This window comes from Pseudomonas fluorescens, assembly GCF_902498065.1.
Lineage (GTDB): Bacteria > Pseudomonadota > Gammaproteobacteria > Pseudomonadales > Pseudomonadaceae > Aquipseudomonas > Aquipseudomonas fluorescens_BJ.
Genome location: NZ_CABVIR010000002.1, coordinates 507,066 through 526,902, shown reverse-complemented (window position 1 = coordinate 526,902; position 19,837 = coordinate 507,066). Strand labels below are relative to the sequence as shown.

General features: G+C 59.9%; 22 protein-coding genes and 1 pseudogene. 11 read left to right on the top strand and 12 right to left on the bottom strand.

The features are described 5' to 3' along the window. Positions 1–27: 27 nt before the first annotated feature. From flgH to F8N43_RS11720, 4 genes are all read right to left on the bottom strand, one after another. Positions 28–723: a flagellar basal body L-ring protein FlgH gene (flgH, locus tag F8N43_RS11735; RefSeq protein ID WP_150630264.1), complete on the bottom strand. Its 696-nt coding sequence runs from the start codon at positions 721–723 to the stop codon at positions 28–30. Between the two features lie 52 nt (positions 724–775). Beyond that, positions 776–1,561, bottom strand: coding sequence for a flagellar basal-body rod protein FlgG (flgG, locus tag F8N43_RS11730; protein ID WP_008030483.1), 786 nt, complete (start codon positions 1,559–1,561; stop codon positions 776–778). Between the two features lie 45 nt (positions 1,562–1,606). Then, positions 1,607–2,347: a flagellar basal body rod protein FlgF gene (locus F8N43_RS11725; RefSeq protein WP_008030482.1), complete on the bottom strand. Its 741-nt coding sequence runs from the start codon at positions 2,345–2,347 to the stop codon at positions 1,607–1,609. A gap of 337 nt (positions 2,348–2,684) precedes the next feature. Next, on the bottom strand, positions 2,685–4,244 hold the full coding sequence (locus tag F8N43_RS11720; protein ID WP_150653809.1) for a sigma-54-dependent transcriptional regulator: 1,560 nt from the start codon (positions 4,242–4,244) through the stop codon (positions 2,685–2,687). Between the two features lie 371 nt (positions 4,245–4,615). Here F8N43_RS11720 and phhA point away from each other — a divergent pair, with 371 nt between their 5' ends. From phhA to F8N43_RS11690, 6 genes are all read left to right on the top strand, one after another. Further along, positions 4,616–5,404, top strand: coding sequence for a phenylalanine 4-monooxygenase (gene phhA, locus F8N43_RS11710; protein ID WP_150630268.1), 789 nt, complete (start codon positions 4,616–4,618; stop codon positions 5,402–5,404). A 104-nt stretch (positions 5,405–5,508) separates the two neighbouring features. After that, the gene (locus F8N43_RS11705; RefSeq protein WP_008030478.1) at positions 5,509–5,865 is read left to right on the top strand and encodes a 4a-hydroxytetrahydrobiopterin dehydratase; all 357 of its coding nucleotides are present in this window, start codon (positions 5,509–5,511) and stop codon (positions 5,863–5,865) included. Continuing rightward, entirely contained in the window at positions 5,865–7,058 is a 1,194-nt protein-coding gene (locus F8N43_RS11700) for an amino acid aminotransferase (RefSeq protein WP_150653807.1), read from the top strand. Before F8N43_RS11705 ends, F8N43_RS11700 begins: the two co-directional genes overlap by 1 nt. Before the next feature lie 177 nt (positions 7,059–7,235). Then, the gene (locus tag F8N43_RS29710) at positions 7,236–7,367 is read left to right on the top strand and encodes a hypothetical protein (RefSeq protein ID WP_263596737.1); all 132 of its coding nucleotides are present in this window, start codon (positions 7,236–7,238) and stop codon (positions 7,365–7,367) included. A gap of 77 nt (positions 7,368–7,444) precedes the next feature. Continuing rightward, a complete protein-coding gene (locus F8N43_RS11695) occupies positions 7,445–7,627 on the top strand; it encodes a hypothetical protein (protein ID WP_008030471.1) in 183 nt (60 codons plus the stop codon). Positions 7,628–7,731: 104 nt separating this feature from the next. After that, positions 7,732–8,931, top strand: coding sequence for an MFS transporter (locus F8N43_RS11690; protein WP_150653806.1), 1,200 nt, complete (start codon positions 7,732–7,734; stop codon positions 8,929–8,931). Here F8N43_RS11690 and arfB read toward each other — a convergent pair. The 8 genes and pseudogenes from arfB to F8N43_RS11650 all read right to left on the bottom strand — a co-directional run bounded on the left by arfB (position 8,928) and on the right by F8N43_RS11650 (position 16,932). Further along, a complete protein-coding gene (arfB, locus tag F8N43_RS11685) occupies positions 8,928–9,341 on the bottom strand; it encodes an alternative ribosome rescue aminoacyl-tRNA hydrolase ArfB (RefSeq protein WP_008010994.1) in 414 nt (137 codons plus the stop codon). The genes F8N43_RS11690 and arfB overlap by 4 nt on opposite strands. A 220-nt stretch (positions 9,342–9,561) precedes the next feature. Next, positions 9,562–10,974, bottom strand: a complete 1,413-nt coding sequence (locus tag F8N43_RS11680; protein WP_150630271.1) for an amino acid permease — start codon at positions 10,972–10,974, stop codon at positions 9,562–9,564. 849 nt (positions 10,975–11,823) lie between these two features. Beyond that, positions 11,824–13,107: a 23S rRNA pseudouridine(2605) synthase RluB gene (gene rluB / locus F8N43_RS11675; protein ID WP_150630272.1), complete on the bottom strand. Its 1,284-nt coding sequence runs from the start codon at positions 13,105–13,107 to the stop codon at positions 11,824–11,826. A 155-nt stretch (positions 13,108–13,262) separates the two neighbouring features. Further along, positions 13,263–13,456: pseudogene (locus F8N43_RS11670) on the bottom strand (DUF1289 domain-containing protein). A 149-nt stretch (positions 13,457–13,605) separates the two neighbouring features. Then, a complete protein-coding gene (scpB, locus tag F8N43_RS11665) occupies positions 13,606–14,592 on the bottom strand; it encodes an SMC-Scp complex subunit ScpB (RefSeq protein ID WP_150653805.1) in 987 nt (328 codons plus the stop codon). Between the two features lie 11 nt (positions 14,593–14,603). Beyond that, complete coding sequence (locus F8N43_RS11660) at positions 14,604–15,425, bottom strand: segregation and condensation protein A (protein ID WP_150637664.1); 822 nt, start codon at positions 15,423–15,425, stop codon at positions 14,604–14,606. Next, on the bottom strand, positions 15,426–16,055 hold the full coding sequence (locus tag F8N43_RS11655) for an L-threonylcarbamoyladenylate synthase (RefSeq protein WP_150630275.1): 630 nt from the start codon (positions 16,053–16,055) through the stop codon (positions 15,426–15,428). It lies immediately after the preceding gene. Positions 16,056–16,068: 13 nt separating this feature from the next. After that, positions 16,069–16,932, bottom strand: coding sequence for a PHP domain-containing protein (locus tag F8N43_RS11650; RefSeq protein WP_150630276.1), 864 nt, complete (start codon positions 16,930–16,932; stop codon positions 16,069–16,071). A gap of 87 nt (positions 16,933–17,019) precedes the next feature. On the opposite strand from F8N43_RS11650, the gene F8N43_RS11645 reads away from it, so the two are divergent. The 5 genes from F8N43_RS11645 to F8N43_RS11625 all read left to right on the top strand — a co-directional run bounded on the left by F8N43_RS11645 (position 17,020) and on the right by F8N43_RS11625 (position 19,812). Beyond that, complete coding sequence (locus F8N43_RS11645; RefSeq protein ID WP_150630277.1) at positions 17,020–17,616, top strand: septation protein A; 597 nt, start codon at positions 17,020–17,022, stop codon at positions 17,614–17,616. A 1-nt stretch (position 17,617) separates the two neighbouring features. After that, entirely contained in the window at positions 17,618–17,917 is a 300-nt protein-coding gene (locus F8N43_RS11640) for a YciI family protein (RefSeq protein ID WP_008156126.1), read from the top strand. A gap of 109 nt (positions 17,918–18,026) precedes the next feature. Continuing rightward, on the top strand, positions 18,027–18,440 hold the full coding sequence (locus F8N43_RS11635; RefSeq protein ID WP_150630278.1) for a translation initiation factor 2: 414 nt from the start codon (positions 18,027–18,029) through the stop codon (positions 18,438–18,440). Positions 18,441–18,447: 7 nt separating this feature from the next. Continuing rightward, entirely contained in the window at positions 18,448–19,125 is a 678-nt protein-coding gene (locus F8N43_RS11630) for a response regulator transcription factor (protein ID WP_150653804.1), read from the top strand. Between the two features lie 237 nt (positions 19,126–19,362). Next, entirely contained in the window at positions 19,363–19,812 is a 450-nt protein-coding gene (locus F8N43_RS11625) for a Spy/CpxP family protein refolding chaperone (RefSeq protein ID WP_150637655.1), read from the top strand. Positions 19,813–19,837: the final 25 nt, after the last annotated feature.

The window sequence follows — 19,837 nt, the reverse complement described above, 5'->3', positions numbered from 1 at the left end:
GAGGCTTTTGAAATTCAACGTAGCCACCTAGAAAGGGAACAGCGGGCTGAGGAAGAAACGGTCGAACCAGCCTGGCTGACTCGCATCGGCAAACGAACCGGTGCCCGAATAGGTGATGCGTGCATCGGCGATACGCGTTGACGAAACCGTGTTGTCGGTGGCGATGTCATCGGCCCGGACCAGGCCGGCGATTCGCACCAGCTCATCACCGGTATTGAGGGTCATCCACTTCTCGCCACGCACAGCAATGATGCCGTTGGGCAAGACGTCGGCCACCGTCACGGTGATCGAACCGGTCAGGCTGTTGCCCTGACCGGCCTTGCTGTCACCCTTGGTCGCGCGGTCGCCGCTGTAACTCGCATTCAGCGTCAGGTCCCCGTCACTCAATGGATTGTTGGTGTTGGGGATTGCGCCGAACAACGACGTCAGGCCAATGCCGGCCTTGCTGTTCTTGGCCACTTGCGAGTTGGCGTTTTTACTGGCTTGGGTTCTTTCGTTCAGGGTGATGGTGATGATGTCACCGACCCGGAACGCCTTGCGGTCGCTGTACAGGTTCTGTTCGAAACCGGCCTGGTAGATCGAGCCATTATTCGCGGCGGCCGGCAACGGCGTACGCGGCAACACCGGGGCGTAGTAAGGGTCATTGGGCTTGGGCGTCGGACCGACGCAACCCGCCAGCGCGGCGACGCCACTCAGTGCCAGGACAGATACAAAGCGATTCATGACCCTACCTCACGGTGTTGCAGGCGACCTCATGGCCGCCTCATAGACTTGATTACAGATTCTGCGTTACGAACGAGAGCATCTGGTCGGCGGTGGAGATCACCTTGGAGTTCATCTCGTAGGCGCGCTGAGTGGTGATCATGTTGACCATCTCTTCAACGGTGCTGACGTTGGAGGTTTCCAGGGTGTTCTGCAGCGTGGTGCCGAAACCGGCCAGGCCTGGCGTGCCGACTTGCGGCGCACCGCTGGCGGCAGTTTCCAGGAACAGGTTGTTACCCACCGCTTGCAGGCCGGCCGGGTTGATGAAGTCGGCGGTTTGCAGGTTGCCGATCACCTGGGACGCCGGGTTACCGGCAACGGTGATGGACACGGTGCCGTCACGACCGACCGTAAAGGTCTGAGCGTCGTTCGGGATGACAATGGCCGGTTCCAGGGCGAAACCGCTGGCGTTGACGATCTGACCGTTGGAGTCGAGGTGGAACGTACCGTCACGGGTGTAGGACGTGGTGCCGTCCGGTTGCAGGATCTGGAAGAAACCGCGACCGTCGATGGCCATGTCCAACGGTTGTTCGGTGGTTTGCAGGCTGCCGGCGTTGAAATTTTTCTGGGTGCCGACAATGCGCACACCGGTACCCAATTGCAGACCCGACGGCAGTTCGCTGTCCTGGGTCGACTGGGCGCCAGGCTGGCGTTTGATCTGGTACAGCAGGTCCTGGAACTCGGCGCGGTCACGTTTGAAACCCGTGGTCGACACGTTCGCCAGGTTGTTGGAAATGGTCGTCAGGTTGGTGTCCTGGGCGGACAGACCTGTTTTGGCAACCCATAGAGCCGGAAGCATTCGATTCTCCTCGTGCGCCTGTTTTACGGCGCGACGTTCTGATAATTAGCTGATCTGCAAGACCCGAGCCATGGCCTGGTCGTCATCTTTGGCGGTGTTCATCATCTTGATGTGCAGCTCGAACTGCTTGGCCAGGGCCAGTACCGAGGTCATCTCTTCCACGGCATTGACGTTGCTCGACTCAAGGAACCCGGACACCAGCTTGACGTTGGCATCGGCTTGCGCCGGCTTGCCGTCCTTGGTGTGGATCGAACCGTCCAGGCCTTTGGTCATGTTCTTGAAGTCCGGGTTGACCAGCTTGATGCGGTCGACTTCGGCCATCACACGCGGGCCTTCACCCATCGCACGAATGCTGACAGTGCCATCTTCACCCACTTCGATTTGCTGCTCGGGCGGCACGGAAATCGGCCCGCCATTGCCCATCACCGGCATACCGTTGCCGGCCCGCAGCACGCCCAGCGCGTCAACGTTCAGGCTGCCGGTGCGCACGTAGCTCTCACCGCCATCCGGGTTCTGCACCGCGATCCAGCCGTTGCCCTGCACCGCGACGTCGAGGTCGCGGCCGGTTTGTACCAGGGAGCCCGCGGAGAAGTCGGTGGCCGGACGTTCGGACATCGCAAACGCACGCGCCGGAAAGCTGTCACCGAACACGGGCATCGAACGCGCCTGCTCCAGGTCTTTCTGGAAGCCGTTGGTGGAGATGTTCGCCAGGTTGTTCGCATGAGCCTTCTGCGCCAGTGCATTCTGGCTGGCGCCGGTCATTGCCACATAAAGGTACTTGTCCACACTCTTTCCTCTGCATGCCGGACGTTTGCCGCCCACCGCTGTACTGCTGAGCCATAAGCAATTTGCAGACCAACTTTTTTCTGGCGGCGCGGGGCCCGGCAAACAAAGGACTTGAGGGGTTCAGAGGGGAATGAGGGATTGTGTCAAAGACGAAAAACCGGCGGTGTTATGCCGTTATGTGGCAAGGCTTGACCCAGGTGCCAGCAGTGCTGACGCCTTCGCGGGCAAGCCCGCTCCCACAGAGTTGTCGGGTGCTCACAGATTTTGAATCCATTGACAATCCCTGTGGGAGCGGGCTTGCCCGCGATGAGGCCAGCAAAATCAATGCAAGAGCCCGCTAAGACTCAGTCTTGCCGACTTCATACTCACGCAATTTGTTGGCAATGGTCGTGTGCGAAACCCCCAACCGCTTACCCAATTGCCGACTGCTCGGATGCTCGGAATACAAACGCTCCAGCACCGCTTTTTCAAAGCGCCCGACAATCGCATCCAGTCCGCCTTCGAGTGAAAAATCGCCAAGCGGCTGACGCACGCCATAGTCTGGCAGTCGAATATGTTCAGCCTTGACCGTCCCGCCCTCGCACAACGAAACCGCCTGGAACAACACGTTTTCCAACTGCCGGACGTTGCCCGGCCAGTGATAGTGACTGAGCCGGTCCATAGCCGCCGGCGCCAGTTTCGGCAGCGGGCAACCGATTTGCCGACTGGCTTGATCAAGGAAATGCTCCACCAGTGGCGTCAAACCATCCAGGCATTCGCGCAGTGGCGGAATGTGCAGCGAAAGCACATTCAAACGGTGATACAAATCCTGGCGAAACTCGCCACGGGCGCACAATTCCGACAGGTCGACCTGCGTGGCACAGATCACTCGCACATCGAGATAGACCTCTTCATCACTGCCTACACGACGGAAGCAACCGTCCTGCAGGAAGCGCAGCAGCTTCACCTGTAGCCGCGGACTCATTTCTCCCACGCCGTCGAGAAACAGCGTACCGCCCGCCGTCAACTCCAGCAGCCCGAGCTTGCCTTCCGCCCGCGCCCCTTCAAACGCACCCGGGCCGTAGCCAAACAATTCAGTCTCGGCCATGGACTCCGGCAGACCGGCGCAATTGAGCGCCATCAGCGGTGACTGCCCCCGCGGGCTGGCCAGGTGACAGGCCCGCGCCAGCAATTCCTTGCCGGTTCCGGTTTCGCCTTCTATCAATAGCGGCGCATCCAGCGGCGCCATGCGCCGGGCTTCACGTACCACCGCGGCCATGACTTTCGAGCTCTGGAAGATGCTGTCGAACCCACGCAACTCCTGTTTGCGCACGTTATAAATGCGCTCCCCTACCCGGTCGGCACGATGCAGCGTCAGCACCGCGCCGGCCATGGCCTCGCTGTCGTCATGTTCCGATTGCAGCGGCGCGATGTCGGCGAGAAACACGTCGCCTTTGACCTTGACCCGCAGCCCGTTGATCCGCGATTTGTTGGCGCGCACCAACTCCGGCAAATCGAAATCCTCGGCATAACGCGACAAGGGAATCCCCGGCACCTCGTCGACACGCACCCCGAGCAACTGCGCTGCCGCGCGGTTGGCCGCGACGATCGAGCCACCCATGTCGATCGACAACACCGGAAACTCCAGGGCGCCGAGCAAGGCATTGAGCTCCATGTGCCGACGCTCGCTGGGCATCAGCCCTACCCGCTTGACGCCAAAGACCCCGGCAATCGATTCAAATTTCGGACGCAGTGCCTGGAACTGAATGTTGATCAGGTTCGGGCAATGCAAGTAGATCGCGTTGCCATGCTCGCCACCCACTTCACCACGAGCGACGTTGATCCCGTACTCGACGAGCAAGTTGAGAATGTCGCGCAGGATGCCGATACGGTTCTGGCAGTGGACTTTGATACGCATATAAAAGACCTGATAAACGATGATTGACCTGTGGGAGCCAGCCTGCTGGCGATGGCGTCGCATCAGGCGATGTGGATGTCGAATGACACACCGCTATCGCCAGCAGGCTGGCTCCCACAGGGTTAGCGCCCGATTTTTCTGATGGGGCGCTCAGATGGCCGTCAAGATTATGTGACAGCCAAAGCGCTTTTCAAACCCGAGAATCTCAGCAACTACGCGGTAGTCGCCAATTCGTAACGAAAACTTTACGAATTTCGCGATTCTTTCCTACAGGGAGCGTCGATCACCTACTGCAATGCCGCAATTATTGGGGTATTCCTAAGTCCATAGCAGGACATAACAAGAACGAAATCCCCTAGCAGGAGAGCAGCATGAAGCAGACGCACTACGTGGCTCGCGAGCCCGATGCGCAAGGTTTTATCGACTACCCCGCCGAAGAACACGCGGTGTGGAACACGCTGATCACTCGCCAACTGAAAGTGATCGAAGGGCGTGCGTGCCAGGAATACCTGGACGGTATCGAAAAACTCGGTCTGCCCCACGACCGCATTCCGCAACTCGGTGAAATCAACAAGGTCCTCGGTGAAACCACCGGCTGGCAAGTTGCCCGGGTCCCCGCACTGATTCCCTTCCAGACCTTTTTCGAATTGCTGGCGAACAAGCAGTTCCCGGTGGCGACGTTTATTCGTACCCGCGAAGAGCTGGATTACCTGCAAGAGCCGGACATTTTCCACGAGATCTTTGGCCACTGCCCGCTGCTGACCAACCCCTGGTTCGCTGAATTCACCCACACCTACGGCAAACTCGGCCTACAGGCGTCCAAGGAAGAACGCGTATACCTGGCGCGTCTGTACTGGATGACCATCGAGTTCGGCCTGGTGGATACACCCGAAGGCCAGCGCATTTACGGTGGCGGCATTCTGTCCTCACCGAAAGAAACCGTTTACAGCCTGTCGGACGAACCTGAGCATCAGGCCTTCGATCCGCTGGAATGCATGCGCACGCCGTACCGCATCGACATCCTGCAACCGTTGTATTTCGTCTTGCCAAACCTCAAGCGTTTGTTCGACCTCGCCCATGAAGACATCATGGGCATGGTCAAGCAAGGTATGCAGCTGGGTTTGCACGCGCCTAAATTTCCGCCAAAAAAAGCCGCGTGATCCGCAGCTTTTAGAATCAAGTGAGCCTGTCAGGAAGCGACGCTTTGGTTTAGCGTGGTTGCACTGACGGCCGATTGCCAATCATTCGAATTCAGGAACAGATCATGTCCACATTGAACCAAGCCCATTGCGAAGCCTGCCGCGCCGATGCCCCTCAGGTCAGCGACGAAGAGTTGCCGGTACTGATCAAGCAGATCCCGGACTGGAACATCGAAGTTCGCGACAGCGTTATGCAGCTGGAAAAGGTTTTCCTGTTCAAGAACTTCAAACACGCGCTGGCGTTCACCAACGCGGTCGGGGAAATCTCCGAAGCTGAAGGTCACCACCCGGGCCTGTTGACCGAGTGGGGCAAAGTCACCGTGACCTGGTGGAGCCACTCGATCAAGGGCCTGCACCGCAACGACTTCATCATGGCCGCGCGCACTGACGAAGTGGCCAAGGACGCCGAGGGCCGCAAATAATGCATTTCGACGCCATCGGTCGAGTACCCGGCGACCCGATCCTGGGCCTGATGGAGGCCTATGCGCAGGACCCCAACCCGCGCAAATTCGACCTTGGCGTGGGCGTCTATAAGGATGCCTTCGGCCTGACGCCGATTCCCCAGGCAGTGAAGCTCGCCGAGCAGCGCCTGGTGGATCGCCAGACCACTAAGACCTACATCGGCGGTCACGGCGAACCGGCGTTCGGCAAAGCCATCAATGAGTTGGTGCTCGGCGCCGACTCTGCGTTGATCGCCGAACAACGGGCCGGGGCCACCCAGACGCCGGGCGGCACCGGTGCGTTGCGCTTGAGCGCGGACTTCATCGCCCAGTGCCTGCCGGGCCGTGGCGTGTGGCTGAGCAACCCGACCTGGCCGATCCACGAAACCATTTTTGCCACGGCCGGGGTCAAGGTTAATCATTACCCCTATGTCGGTAGCGACAACCGTCTCGATGTTGAAGCGATGCTGGCGGCGCTCAACGAAGCACCTGAGGGTGACGTCGTTTTGCTGCACGCTTGCTGCCACAACCCGACCGGTTTCGATCTGTCCCATGACGATTGGCACCGCGTGCTCGACGTCGTGCGCCATCGCAAATTGGTGCCGCTGATCGACTTCGCCTACCAGGGTTTCGGCGACGGGTTGGAGCAGGATGCATGGTCGACCCGGTTGTTCGCAGCTGAACTGCCGGAAGTGCTGATCACCAGTTCCTGCTCGAAAAACTTCGGCCTGTACCGCGACCGCACGGGGGCCTTGATTGTCTGCGCGAAGACCGCTGACAAACTGGTCGATATCCGCAGCCAACTGGCCAATATCGCCCGCAACTTGTGGTCGACTCCGCCGGATCACGGTGCTGCCGTGGTGGCGACGATCCTCGGCGACCCGGAGCTGAAAAGCCTTTGGGCCGACGAGGTGGAAGCCATGCGCTTGCGTATTGCCCAACTGCGCAGCGGTCTGGTCGAGGCGCTGGAACCTCATGGTTTGCGCGAGCGCTTTGCGCACATTGGTGTGCAACGCGGGATGTTTTCCTACACCGGATTAACACCTGACCAGGTTAAACAGTTGCGTGATCATCACAGCGTTTACATGGTCGGTACCGGCCGCGCGAACGTGGCGGGGATTGATGCCACGCGCCTGGATTTGCTGGCCGAAGCCATCGCAGAAGTCTGCAAATAACCCCCCCTGCAGGAGCGAGCAAGCTCGCTCCTGCACACACCTGTCTAGACAAGCCCACCCGTCGAAACAAATAGATATAAAAGTCTATTTGTCATTTCTCCTGCTGTATCCTGCCCAAGCTTTGTAAAAGCGCGGATCTACCAGATCTATCAACAGACTTTGCGAGGAGCGCGAAACATGCACGAGATCCCTAATCTCCCCTTCCCAAGCCTGCACGAAACTGAGCAGACACCCACGCAACAAGCCGGCGCCCAACAGCCCGAGCCGAAAGAAGCCACTGAACGCCGCCAGGCCGACAGAGAAGACTGAAACACCCGCAATGCCAGACCGTGTGGAAAGCGCTAACATGCGCTTTCCACACCGCCTGAACTCTTGAGTTGCACACCATGACCGATGACTTTAGCGAGACTCAGGCCAGCGTCCTGATCGGCACGGCCGAGAAGATGATCGAGATCTGGAATCGCCTGTCCCCCGAGAAACAAGCCGCATTGCTCGCCCGTTTCGGCAGCGAAGAAAATGCCTTGGCCGCCCTGGTCACGACGCAACTGGTCGCCCCCGCCAAACCCTGATTCGCCTCCACCGGGCAAATAGTTTTACTTTTCCACGCCCTGCGGCCGCTCACGCCGCTATCATAAGCAGCCTATCTATCCTGCTTTCCCGTGGATCTTTACCCATGTCTGAAAACCAGCGCCCCCTGGCGGTCACGCTGCAAGTCGTTTCCATCGTCCTGTTCACTTTTATTGGCTACCTCAATATCGGCATTCCCCTGGCCGTGTTGCCCGGCTACGTCCACAGCGATCTGGGTTTCGGCGCCGTGGTCGCCGGTCTGGTGATCAGCGTGCAATACCTCGCCACCCTGCTCAGCCGCCCATACGCCGGGAAAATCATTGATAACAAAGGCAGCAAACTGGCGGTCATGTATGGCCTCGCCGGATGCGGCCTGAGCGGCGTGTTCATGCTGCTTTCGGCCTGGACCCAAAGCCTGCCGATGCTGAGTCTGATCAGCCTGCTGATCGGCCGCCTGGTGCTCGGCAGCGCGGAAAGCCTGGTGGGCTCCGGCTCGATCGGCTGGGGCATCGGCCGGGTCGGCGCGGCGAACACCGCCAAAGTGATCTCCTGGAACGGCATCGCCAGTTATGGCGCACTGGCCGTTGGTGCACCGCTGGGCGTGCTGCTGGTCAGTCAGTTGGGCTTGTGGAGCATGGGCGTAAGCATCGTCTTGCTGGCCGTGCTGGGTCTGGCGCTGGCGTGGCCGAAGACCGCCGCACCGATTGTGGTCGGGGAACGATTGCCGTTCATGCATGTGCTGGGTCGAGTGCTGCCGCACGGTTGCGGCCTGGCGCTGGGTTCGATCGGCTTCGGCACCATCGCCACCTTCATTACCTTGTATTACGCCACGCAACACTGGGACAACGCGGTGTTGTGCCTGAGCCTGTTTGGCGCGAGCTTCATCGGCGCGCGACTGCTGTTCGGTAACCTGATCAACCGTCTCGGCGGTTTTCGCGTGGCCATCGCCTGCCTGTCGGTGGAAACCCTGGGACTGTTGCTGCTGTGGTTGGCACCGGATGCTCATTGGGCGTTGGCCGGTGCAGCGCTGAGCGGTTTCGGTTTTTCGCTGGTGTTCCCGGCGCTGGGCGTGGAAGCGGTCAATCTGGTGCCAGCGTCGAGCCGTGGCGCAGCGGTCGGCGCTTACTCGCTGTTCATCGATTTGTCGCTGGGGATTACCGGGCCGTTGGCGGGCGCGATTGCTGCCGGATTTGGTTTTGCCTCGATCTTCCTGTTCGCCGCACTCGCCGCGTTAAGCGGGTTGATGCTCAGCGTTTATCTGTACCGGCAAGCGCCAAAGTACCGCGAAGAAAGAGACACGCATTAAAAGTCGACCTTGCCGCGTCCAGCCTTGATGCTGCCGCGCTTGGTCTTGGATTCGAGCCGGCGCTTCTTCGAGCCGAGGGTCGGTTTGGTCGGACGGCGTTTCTTTTCGACCTTGGTGGCGCTGAGGATCAACTCGGTCAGCCGCTCCAGCGCATCGGCGCGATTGGCCTCCTGCGTGCGGTATTGCTGGGCCTTGATGATCAACACCCCTTCGCTGGTAATGCGGCTGTCCCGCAACGCCAGCAGCCGTTCCTTGTAGAACTCGGGCAAGGACGAGGCCGGAATGTCGAAGCGCAAGTGCACGGCGCTGGAGACCTTGTTGACGTTCTGCCCACCGGCGCCCTGGGCACGAATGGCCGTCAATTCGATCTCGGCATCCGGCAGATGCACGTTGTTGGAAATCACCAGCATGGAAAAGCGTCCGGGTTGAGGCCTTTCAGGATACCGCGAATGAATGGCGAGAACGCGGTCCCTGTGGGGAGCGTTGCTTGCCCGCGATTCAGGCGCCGCGGTTCATCAGGTACATCGCGTTATCGTTCATCGCGGGCAAGCCACGCTCCCACAGGGTTTTGTGTAGGCCGAAAAAGACAAACCCGGCACATGGCCGGGTTTGTCGTTTCTGCGCGCTGCGCTATTTCACTGCAGCCTGCAACGCATGCTGAGCACTGCGCTTGTTCTTGATGCCGTAGCAAATCCACATGAACGCGACCCACACCGGAATCGCGTACACCGACACCTGGATGCCCGGAATCAACAGCATCACGCCAAGAATGAACACCACGAACGCCAGGCAGATGTAGTTGCCATACGGATACCACAGGGCCTTGAACAGCGGCGTCTGCCGGGTCTTGTTCATGTGCTGGCGGAACTTGAAGTGCGAATAGCTGATCATCGCCCAGTTGATCACCAACGTGGCCACCACCAGCGACATCAGCAGTTCCAGAGCGTTTTGCGGGATCAGGTAGTTCAACAACACCGCAATCAACGTCACCGCCGCCGAAGCGAGGATCGAGCGCACCGGCACGCCGCGCTTGTCGATTTTCGCCAGGGCTTTCGGTGCATCGCCCTGCTCAGCCATGCCCAGCAGCATGCGGCTGTTGCAGTAGGTGCCGCTGTTGTACACCGACAACGCAGCAGTCAGGACCACAAAGTTGAGGATGTGTGCGGCGGTGTTGCTGCCAAGCATCGAGAACACTTGCACGAACGGGCTGCCGCTGTAGGAATCGCCCGAGGCGTTCAGGGTCGACAGCAGGCTGTCCCATGGCGTCAGCGACAGCAGGATGACCAGCGCGCCGATGTAGAAAATCAGGATGCGGTAGATCACCTGGTTGATGGCTTTCGGGATCACGGTTTTCGGCTTGTCGGCTTCTGCTGCGGTGAAACCGAGCATTTCCAGGCCGCCGAAGGAGAACATGATGATCGCCATGGCCATCACCAGACCGCTGATGCCATTCGGGAAGAAACCGCCGTGGGACCACAGGTTGCTGACCGACGCTTGCGGGCCGCCGTTGCCGCTGACCAGCAAATAGCTGCCCAGGGCAATCATGCCGACGATCGCCACGACCTTGATGATCGCGAACCAGAACTCGGCTTCGCCGAAGACTTTGACGTTGGCCAGGTTGATCAAATTGATCAGCACGAAGAACCCGGCTGCCGAGACCCACGTCGGGATGTCCGGCGCCCAGTAGTGGATGTACTTGCCGACGGCAGTCAGCTCCGACATGCCCACCAGAATGTACAGAATCCAGCAGTTCCAGCCCGACAGGAAACCGGCGAAACCGCCCCAGTACTTGTGCGCGAAGTGGCTGAAGGAACCGGCCACCGGCTCTTCGACGATCATTTCGCCGAGCTGGCGCATGATCATGAAGGCGATGAAGCCGCAGATGGCGTAGCCGAGGATCATCGACGGGCCGGCGGATTTCAGCACCCCGGCCGAGCCCAGGAACAGGCCGGTACCGATCGCGCCACCGAGAGCGATCAGTTGAATATGACGATTCTTCAGGCCGCGTTTCAGCTCGCCTGAATGCGAGTTTTGTCCACTCATGAAAAGGGTCTCACGCAAGGTTTGATGATGTTCAATAGACGTTGCTGCTCGGTTGCGACGTTAAGCAGCGCCGATCAAACCCCAGCGCAGGCACCAGGAGTTCAGCGTATTTACAACGGTCATGCGTCACCTGTTTGTTTTTATCTGTGACGAAATCGAACCCGACACGCTCGTGACGCGGCGGAGTGAACAAGGCGGATAGCCTTGAGGTTTGCGCAGATGCGCAGGAGGTCACAGGTAAAACGCGGCGCATTGTACACCGCTAACCCCCTGCTGCCAGACACCGCTGAATCAGCGTGTCGGTTGCCGGGATTGCCTGTGTCCACCCCGAAGGTTTCGGGTGGCTGCAAAAAGGGAGTCGGACCTTTGCGGGTCGTCGGCGTGAGCGATGGGAAAACCGCCCCACGGGGAGAAGTGGAAATGAGTCACGGCGTACATTGCGCCTCCTTTTTGTTATGCACCTGCACGACAGGCATGGGGCGCATCTCACCCTGCATGGGACGGTGAAACAAGCGGGCCAGAGCGCTGAAAAAGATCTGAAGGCTCATAGAGCGGAAGATATTTCTTACAGTTATTGCCTAAGGTGGGTTTCACGAGGGCCAGCCGGACAAATCGTCAGGTTTTCTTTACGCGGCGTAACATCCGTTTTCCACCCGGACTTTGGCAGTGCTCCCACTGTCGCCTTCACGGGCAAGCCCGCTCCCACAGTTGACCGGTTTGTCGCACTGAAGCGCGATCAGAATGTGGGGTTTGCCCGCGAAGAAACCCTCAAGAACAACACCCAGCCAAAACCAGGGCAAAAAAAAACGCCAACCCCGAAGGTTGGCGTTTTTTAGTACCGCTTACCGATTACTCAGGCTTGCGACGACCGAAGCCCGGACGCTGGCCCGAACCGGCTGGCGCGCCGCGACGCTTGCCCGATGGCTTGTCTCCCTCGACCAGCTTGATGCCCGGACGTTTTGGCGCTGGCTTCGCAGGGCGCTTGGTGTCCGAAGGACGATCGGCCACTGGCGTACCGCGACCCGACTCTCCACGTCCAGCAGGAGCACCACGATCGCTGCGACCACCGCTTGGCGCACCGCGGCCTTCGCCGCGTTCAGTGCGACCGTTGGCCGGACGCGGTGTGCGTGGACCGCGCTCGCCATCAGCGCGTGGCGCTGCTGGTTTGCGGGCTGGACGCTCGCCTTCGATTTGCGGTTCACGGGAGTCACGCGGCGTCGCAGCGGTCTGGTTACCGATAGCTGGACGCAACGAGCGCACGCGTTCGGTCTTGCCCATCGGACGCGACGATTTACGCTGCATGCGGTCGAGCTTGTCTTTGCTCTTGGCGTTCATCTGCGGCATGGCCACCGGCGTCAGGCCGACTTCCGCGCTCAGAATGTCGACTTCGTACTGGCTCATTTCGCGCCAGCGACCCATCGGCAGGTCGGAGTTGAGGAACACCGGACCGAAACGCACGCGTTTCAGACGGCTGACCACCAGGCCCTGGGATTCCCACAGACGACGAACCTCACGGTTACGCCCTTCCATCACCACGCAGTGGTACCAGTGGTTGAAACCTTCGCCACCGGGCGCTTGCTTGATGTCGGTGAACTTGGCCGGGCCGTCTTCGAGGACGACGCCTGCCTTCAGACGCTCAATCATCTCGTCATCGACTTCGCCACGCACACGTACCGCGTATTCACGGTCCATTTCGTAGGAAGGGTGCATCAGGCGGTTGGCCAGCTCACCGTCGGTGGTGAACATCAGCAGACCGGTGGTGTTGATGTCCAGACGACCGATGTTGATCCAGCGACCTTCTTTGGGGCGTGGCATCTTGTCGAAAACGGTTGGGCGGCCTTCCGGGTCAAGGCGGGTGCAGATTTCACCGTCGGGCTTGTTGTACATGATCACGCGGCGTACCGACTCGGCGGCTTCTTCGCGCTTGATCACCTTGCCATCGATGGTGATGGCGTCGTGCATGTCGACGCGCTGCCCAAGGGTGGCGTCTTTGCCATTGACCTTGATGCGGCCATGACTGATCCAGGCTTCTACGTCACGGCGCGAGCCGACGCCGATACGGGCGAGGACTTTCTGCAGTTTTTCGCCTGCTGGGCCGATTTCCTGGTCGTCTTTCTGGTCGTTGATACTCATCTGGGCACCTCCCGGTGTGGTCTGTTCAGGCGGCTCTGAAGTGAGGGGCCTGAAGCGTTGAAAGCTTGTACTCGGGCGAAGGGATCGCTCGAGGGTCGCGAATCATACGCTCATGGGAGCGTTTGCGCATCAGAGACTAGCTGATGAATGGCGAGTTACCTGGATTTCCGCCGACCGGTGGCGCCGAGTTTGATCAGGCGCAGCGCCGCTTCGGCGAGGATGGCGCGTTTGTCGGTCTTGTCGAGCTTCTTCCAGGCCTTGATCTCGCGCTTGCTGCGACCGCAACCGAGGTAGATGTCATCGGTGAATTTGCAGAGGCTGATGTGCGCGGAGCTCTGGTTGAGCTCATCAAATACTCCAATCAACACAAATCACTGTGGGAGCGAGCCTGCTCGCGATAGCAAAGTGTCAGTCGACATCATTGCTGCCTGACACACCGCTATCGCGAGCAGGCTCGCTCCCACAGAGGATCTCCATAGCCTTCAAAATGGGGAGGGGTCAGTCGTCGAATTCGCGGCGTTCGGCTTCGATGGCTTCGGCGAGGGCCCGGGCTTCGGCTTCTTCGTCGCTCAACTCGGGCTCGGGCTCGGGCTCGGGTTTCGATTGTTCAAGGGCAGCGACAGCAGCCAGAAGTTTCTCGCGCGCCTCGGCGACGCCAAGCACGTCATCCTCAAGCTCTTCTTCGACTGTGGCTTCTGGCTCAACCGGTAGTTCAGCTTCGATTTCCGGTTCCTGAAGCTCCAGCACCTCTTCAGACTCCGTCACCGCGCTATCACGCAGGATGTCATCGAAGTCGGTCTTCAACCCCTCCTCCATCGTGTCCAGCTCCAGCAACAGCGTATGGAAACTGGTTTCTTCCTTCGGCTCCTCCGGCTCGGCACTGGCATCCGCCAGTTCCTGCAACCCGGCCGGCACCGGCGCGTCGTCGAAGTCGAGCACCGGATCGGGCTCCAGCTCGCGCAGCTCGGCGAGCGGCGGCAAATCGTCGAGGTTTTTCAGGTTGAAATGATCAAGAAACGCCTTGGTCGTAGCAAACATCGCGGGCTTACCGGGTACATCGCGATAACCGACGATGCGAATCCACTCCCGCTCCAGCAGCGTCTTGACGATGTGACTGTTGACCGCCACGCCCCGCACGTCTTCGATCTCGCCCCGGGTGATCGGCTGACGATAGGCGATCAGGGCCATGGTTTCGAGCATGGCGCGGGAGTAACGCTGCGGGCGTTCTTCCCACAAGCGCCCGACCCATGGCGAAAATTTTTCGCGGATCTGCAGGCGATAGCCGGAAGCGACTTCCTTCAGCTCGAACGCACGGCCATCACAGGACTTGGCCAGAATCGCCAGGGCTTTCTTGAAGACCGGCGGCTCTGGCCGCTCGCCCTCTTCAAAGAGTTCGAACAGACGTTCAAGCGATTGCGGCTTTCCCGAGGCCAACAGAAAGGCTTCAAGCAGTGGTGCCAGCTCGCGGGGTTCAGTCAGGTTCATGATTCAACTCGTTATTCGGCTCGGGCTCGCACGTGGATCGCCGCGAACGGCTCATTCTGCACCAGCTCGACCAAAGATTCCTTGACCAGTTCGAGGATCGCCATAAAGGTCACCACGACACCCAGGCGCCCTTCTTCAGCCGTGAACAGCTCGACAAACGGCACAAAACCACCGCCCTTGAGCCGTTCCAGTACATCGCTCATGCGCTCGCGGGTGGACAGCGCCTCGCGGCTGACCTGGTGACTTTCGAACATGTCGCCACGGCGCAGCACCTCGGCCATGGACATCAGCAACTCTCCCAGACTGACGTCCGGCAACAGCTTGCGCGCCCGCGCTTCCGGGGCATCCAGCTTGGGCACCACGACATCACGACCGACACGGCTCAGGCCATCGATGCCTTCGGCGGCAGCCTTGAATCGCTCGTATTCCTGCAAGCGGCGGATGAGTTCGGCACGCGGGTCGTCTTCTTCGTCTTCGATGGTTTCGGCGCGGGGCAACAGCATCCGCGACTTGATCTCGGCCAGCATCGCGGCCATCACCAGGTACTCGGCGGCCAATTCCAGGCGCACCGACTGCATCAACTCGACGTAGCCCATGTACTGGCGGGTAATTTCCGCCACCGGGATGTCGAGGATGTTGATGTTCTGTTTGCGGATCAGGTACAGCAGCAGGTCGAGGGGGCCTTCGAAGGCTTCGAGAAAGACCTCGAGCGCATCCGGTGGAATGTAGAGGTCCAGCGGCATTTCCAGCACCGCCTGGCCATAGACCATGGCGAAAGGCAGTTCTTGCTGGGCGCCGGCCTGACTGTCGACAACGGGTTCTACTGCAGACATCTACGCCTCGGCCATGAACGGCGTCGGGTCGCCGCAACCGACGCGGATCACTTCCGGCTCGCCGTCGGCGAGGCTGATCACGGTGGACGCCTTGATGCCGCCGAAACCGCCGTCGATGATCAGGTCGACCTGATGCTCGAGCAATTGGCGCATTTCGTACGGATCGGTGAGCGGATCGGTATCGCCAGGCATGATCAGCGTCACGCTCATCAGCGGCTCGCCGAGTTCCTCCAGCAGCGCCAGGGCAATCGGATGACTGGGTACACGCAGGCCGATGGTGCGTTTTTTCGGGTGCAACAACAGCCGCGGGACTTCACGGGTGGCGTTGAGAATGAAGGTGTAAGGCCCTGGCAGATGCGCCTTTAGCACACGGAAAGTGCCGGTATCGATCTTGGCGAACAGCCCGAGTTGTGACAGATCGCTGCAAATCAGCGCGAAGTTGTGCTTCTCATCCAGTTGACGCAACCGGCGCACGCGCTCCACGGCATTCTTGTCGCCGATCTGGCAACCAATGGCGTAGGACGAGTCTGTGGGATAAATCACCACCCCGCCGTTGCGGATGATCTCGACAGCCTGTTTTATCAGGCGCGCTTGCGGGTTTTCCGGATGAATCTGGAAAAATTGACTCACATTCTCTACCTGTTCAGACGGCGGCAATAATTGGGTCATGTTTGAATCGACACCACAGTGGTGGCAGATCCTCCGGGAGCGGGCGGTATTCACCGATCTCGGACCAGCCTCCAGGGCCATGAAAATCACTGCCGGCGCTGACCAGCAGACCGAACTCGCGGGCGAGAATCGCCAGACTGCCCACTTGCTCGGCGGGCTGATGGCCATTGACCACTTCGATAGCGTGGCCCCCAGCTTGAATATAGTCAGAAATCAGGCGGCGGCGCTTGCTGCGAGTGAAATCGTAGTGCCAGGGATGTGCCAGGCTCACCCAGGCTTTCGCCGCGCGCAGGGTTTCGACGGTTTCTTCCAGGGTCGGCCAGTGTTGCTTGACGTCCCCCAGCTTGCCGGCGCCCAGCCATTTGCGGAACGCTTCGGCGCGATCCTTGACGAAACCTTCGCGCACCATCCAGTCGGCGAAGTGCGGGCGGGCCGGTGCGTTACCGCTGTCGCCGAGTTCCTGCTGAATCGCCCGGGCGCCTTCCAGCGCGCCCGGCATGCCCTTCAACGCCAGCTTGCGGCTTATTTCTTCGGACCGTAGCCAGCGGCCATCGTGCAATTTGGCGATGGCTTCGACCAACGGTGCTGCATTGACATCAAATCCGTACCCCAGCACATGAATGGTCGCGCCGCCCCAGGTGCAGGATAACTCGACGCCATTGACCAATTGCATCCCCAGCGCCGTTGCGGCGCTACGGGCCTCATCGAGGCCTTCAAGGGTGTCGTGATCGGTCAAGGCCAGGACTTGCACGCCTTTCTCGAACGCACGCGCAACCAGAACCGCAGGCGCCAGGGCGCCATCGGAGGCCGTGCTATGGCAGTGCAAATCAACATTCACAGGGATGTGTAACCTCAAATCAGCTGGCGCTATCGCGCGCCCATATGTTTGTTATTATGCCGCCACATCCTGCTTCTGGCTGCCACTGTGAAACAATTCATCGATTTCATCCCGCTCCTGCTGTTTTTCATCGTCTTCAAAATCGATCCACGGGTCGTCGACATCGCCGGTCATCCAGTGACTGTAGGCGGTATTTACAGCGCCACCGCGATGCTGATCATCAGCTCCCTGGTGGTGTACGGCACGCTCTTCATCAAGCAGCGCAAGCTGGAAAAAAGCCAGTGGCTGACGCTCATCGCCTGCCTGGTCTTCGGTAGCCTGACGTTGGCGTTCCACAGCGAGACCTTCCTGAAATGGAAAGCCCCGGTGGTCAACTGGCTGTTTGCCCTGGCGTTCATCGGCAGCCACTTCATCGGTGATCAACTGCTGATCAAACGCATCATGGGCCACGCATTGACCCTGCCGGACGCGGTCTGGACTCGCCTGAACATTGCCTGGATAGCATTCTTCCTGTTTTGCGGTGCCGCCAACCTGTTCGTCGCGTTCACGTTTCAGGACTACTGGGTCGACTTCAAGGTCTTCGGAAGCCTGGGCATGACGCTGTTGTTCCTGGTCGCTCAGGGTATCTACCTGTCCCGCCACCTGCACGACGCCGATACCACCACGCCAAAAACCGAGGACTGACATGCTTTACGCAATCATTGCCACAGACGTCGCCAACTCCCTGGAAGCCCGCCTGGCCGCACGGCCTGCGCACCTTGAGCGCCTGCAAGTGCTCAAAGGTGAAGGTCGTATCGTATTGGCCGGCCCCCACCCCGCGGTCGACAGCAATGATCCGGGCGCTGCGGGTTTCACCGGTAGCCTGATCGTCGCCGAATTCGATTCCCTGAGCGCCGCCCAGGCCTGGGCCGATGCCGATCCGTACATCGCCGCAGGTGTCTACGCCAACGTTTCGGTCAAGCCGTTCAAGCAAGTCCTTCCGTAAACCCCTCCCGTGCGATGAACCTTCTCGGTTCATCGCGCTCTCAATCGCTCATTATTCTCGTTTGCCTGCCGACAACCTGCCCAATAATCGATTGGATTCAGGAGCTCCGATGCGCAAAGGTCCGTTGTGTCTGATGTTGGTCACGTTGTCGATCGTGGCGCCCGCCCACGGTGAAGAAAGTGCCGCCGGTGGGAATTCGACGCCTCTGTCCTTGAGCGCCGGGAGCCAGATCAGCGAGTTGCAGCAACGCTTGAAGGCGAGCGAACAGCAACGAGAAGAACTGAGCAAACAACTGCAAAGTGTCGATGCCGAACGCGAAAGCGCTCAGCTGAGCCGGTTGCGCCAGGAGAACCAGCGTCTGAAGCTGCAACTCAAGGAAGCCCAGGCCAGCAGTCCGCTGCCGCGTTTTCTCACAGACCAGCAGCAATGGTTCGTGATCGGTGCGGGAGTAGCGCTATTGGCCCTGCTCTGCGGTATCTTCGCCAGTGGTGCAGGTCGAAAACGTCGACAATGGCTAAATTGAGTGAGTCATGAGCGAGCTGTTATTAATTGATGACGATCAGGAGCTGTGTGAGCTGCTGATCAGTTGGCTGAGCCAGGAAGGCTTTCAGGTCCGCGCTTGCCACGACGGCCAGAGTGCTCGCCGCGCGCTCGCCGAAACATCCCCGGCGGCCGTGGTGCTGGATGTAATGCTGCCGGACGGCAGCGGCCTGGAGCTGCTCAAGCAATTGCGCAGTGATCACCCGGACTTGCCGGTGTTGATGCTCTCGGCCCGCGGCGAGCCCCTGGACCGCATCCTTGGCCTGGAACTCGGCGCCGACGATTACTTGGCCAAACCCTGCGATCCACGGGAACTGACCGCGCGCCTGCGCGCTGTCTTACGCCGCAGTCATCCGGCGGCGGTGTCCAGCCAGCTCGAACTGGGCGACCTTTGTTTCAGCCCGGTGCGCGGCGTCGTCAACATCGATGAACAGGAATTCACCCTCACTGTCTCTGAAAGTCGCCTGCTCGAAGCACTGCTCAAGCAGCCGGGCGAGCCGCTGGACAAACAGGAACTGGCGCAGATCGCCCTCGGCCGCAAGCTGACCTTGTACGACCGCAGCCTGGACATGCACGTCAGCAACCTGCGCAAAAAAATCGGCCCCCACCCCGACGGCCGCCCGCGCATCGTCGCCCTGCGCAGCCGCGGCTACTACTACAGCCTCTGAAATCCTCTGCCCCCTGTAGGCGCTGGCTTGCCAGCGATAACGGTGTATCTGACATACCGCGTCGCCTGCATCGCCAGCAAGCCGGCTCCCGGTCAGGTGCTGCTTCAGGCAGAGTTTGTCAGGAAGGTGCAAAACCGTCTTTACCCAAGCTTTACGCTCCGCTGACCGCCGCTGACCTTGATCTCCGTAATCTGTACTCATCCGGAACGTACCGGGAACGAGACAAGGAGATTCACCATGCGCAAGACTCTTATCGCTCTGATGTTCGCTGCCGCCCTGCCAACCGTTGCCATGGCCATGCCTGAAGGCGCCGGCCCGATGGGTGGTCCGATGGACGGCCCGCGCCACGGCGGTCAGATGCACGAGCACGGTAAAGGCGGCCCGTACAGCCAACTGGATTTGAGCCGCGAACAGCGCGAGCAGATCCGCAAGATCATGGGCGAGCAGATGCATGATCGTAAGCAACTGGTCGACAAGTACCTGGAAAAACTCTCGCCAGCGGACCAGAAAGCCCTGAAAGACGAAATGGCCGCCAAACATCAGAAAGCCCAGGCCGACGTGCGCGCCGTGCTGAAACCGGATCAACAGAAGAAATTCGACGAGATCGAGAAGAAACAGGCTGAGCGCCGCGCAGAATGGGCTGAGTTCAAGGCGTGGAAAGCGCAACAACCGCAAAAAGCGCAATAATGCGCTAACCCCGGACCCAACGGCT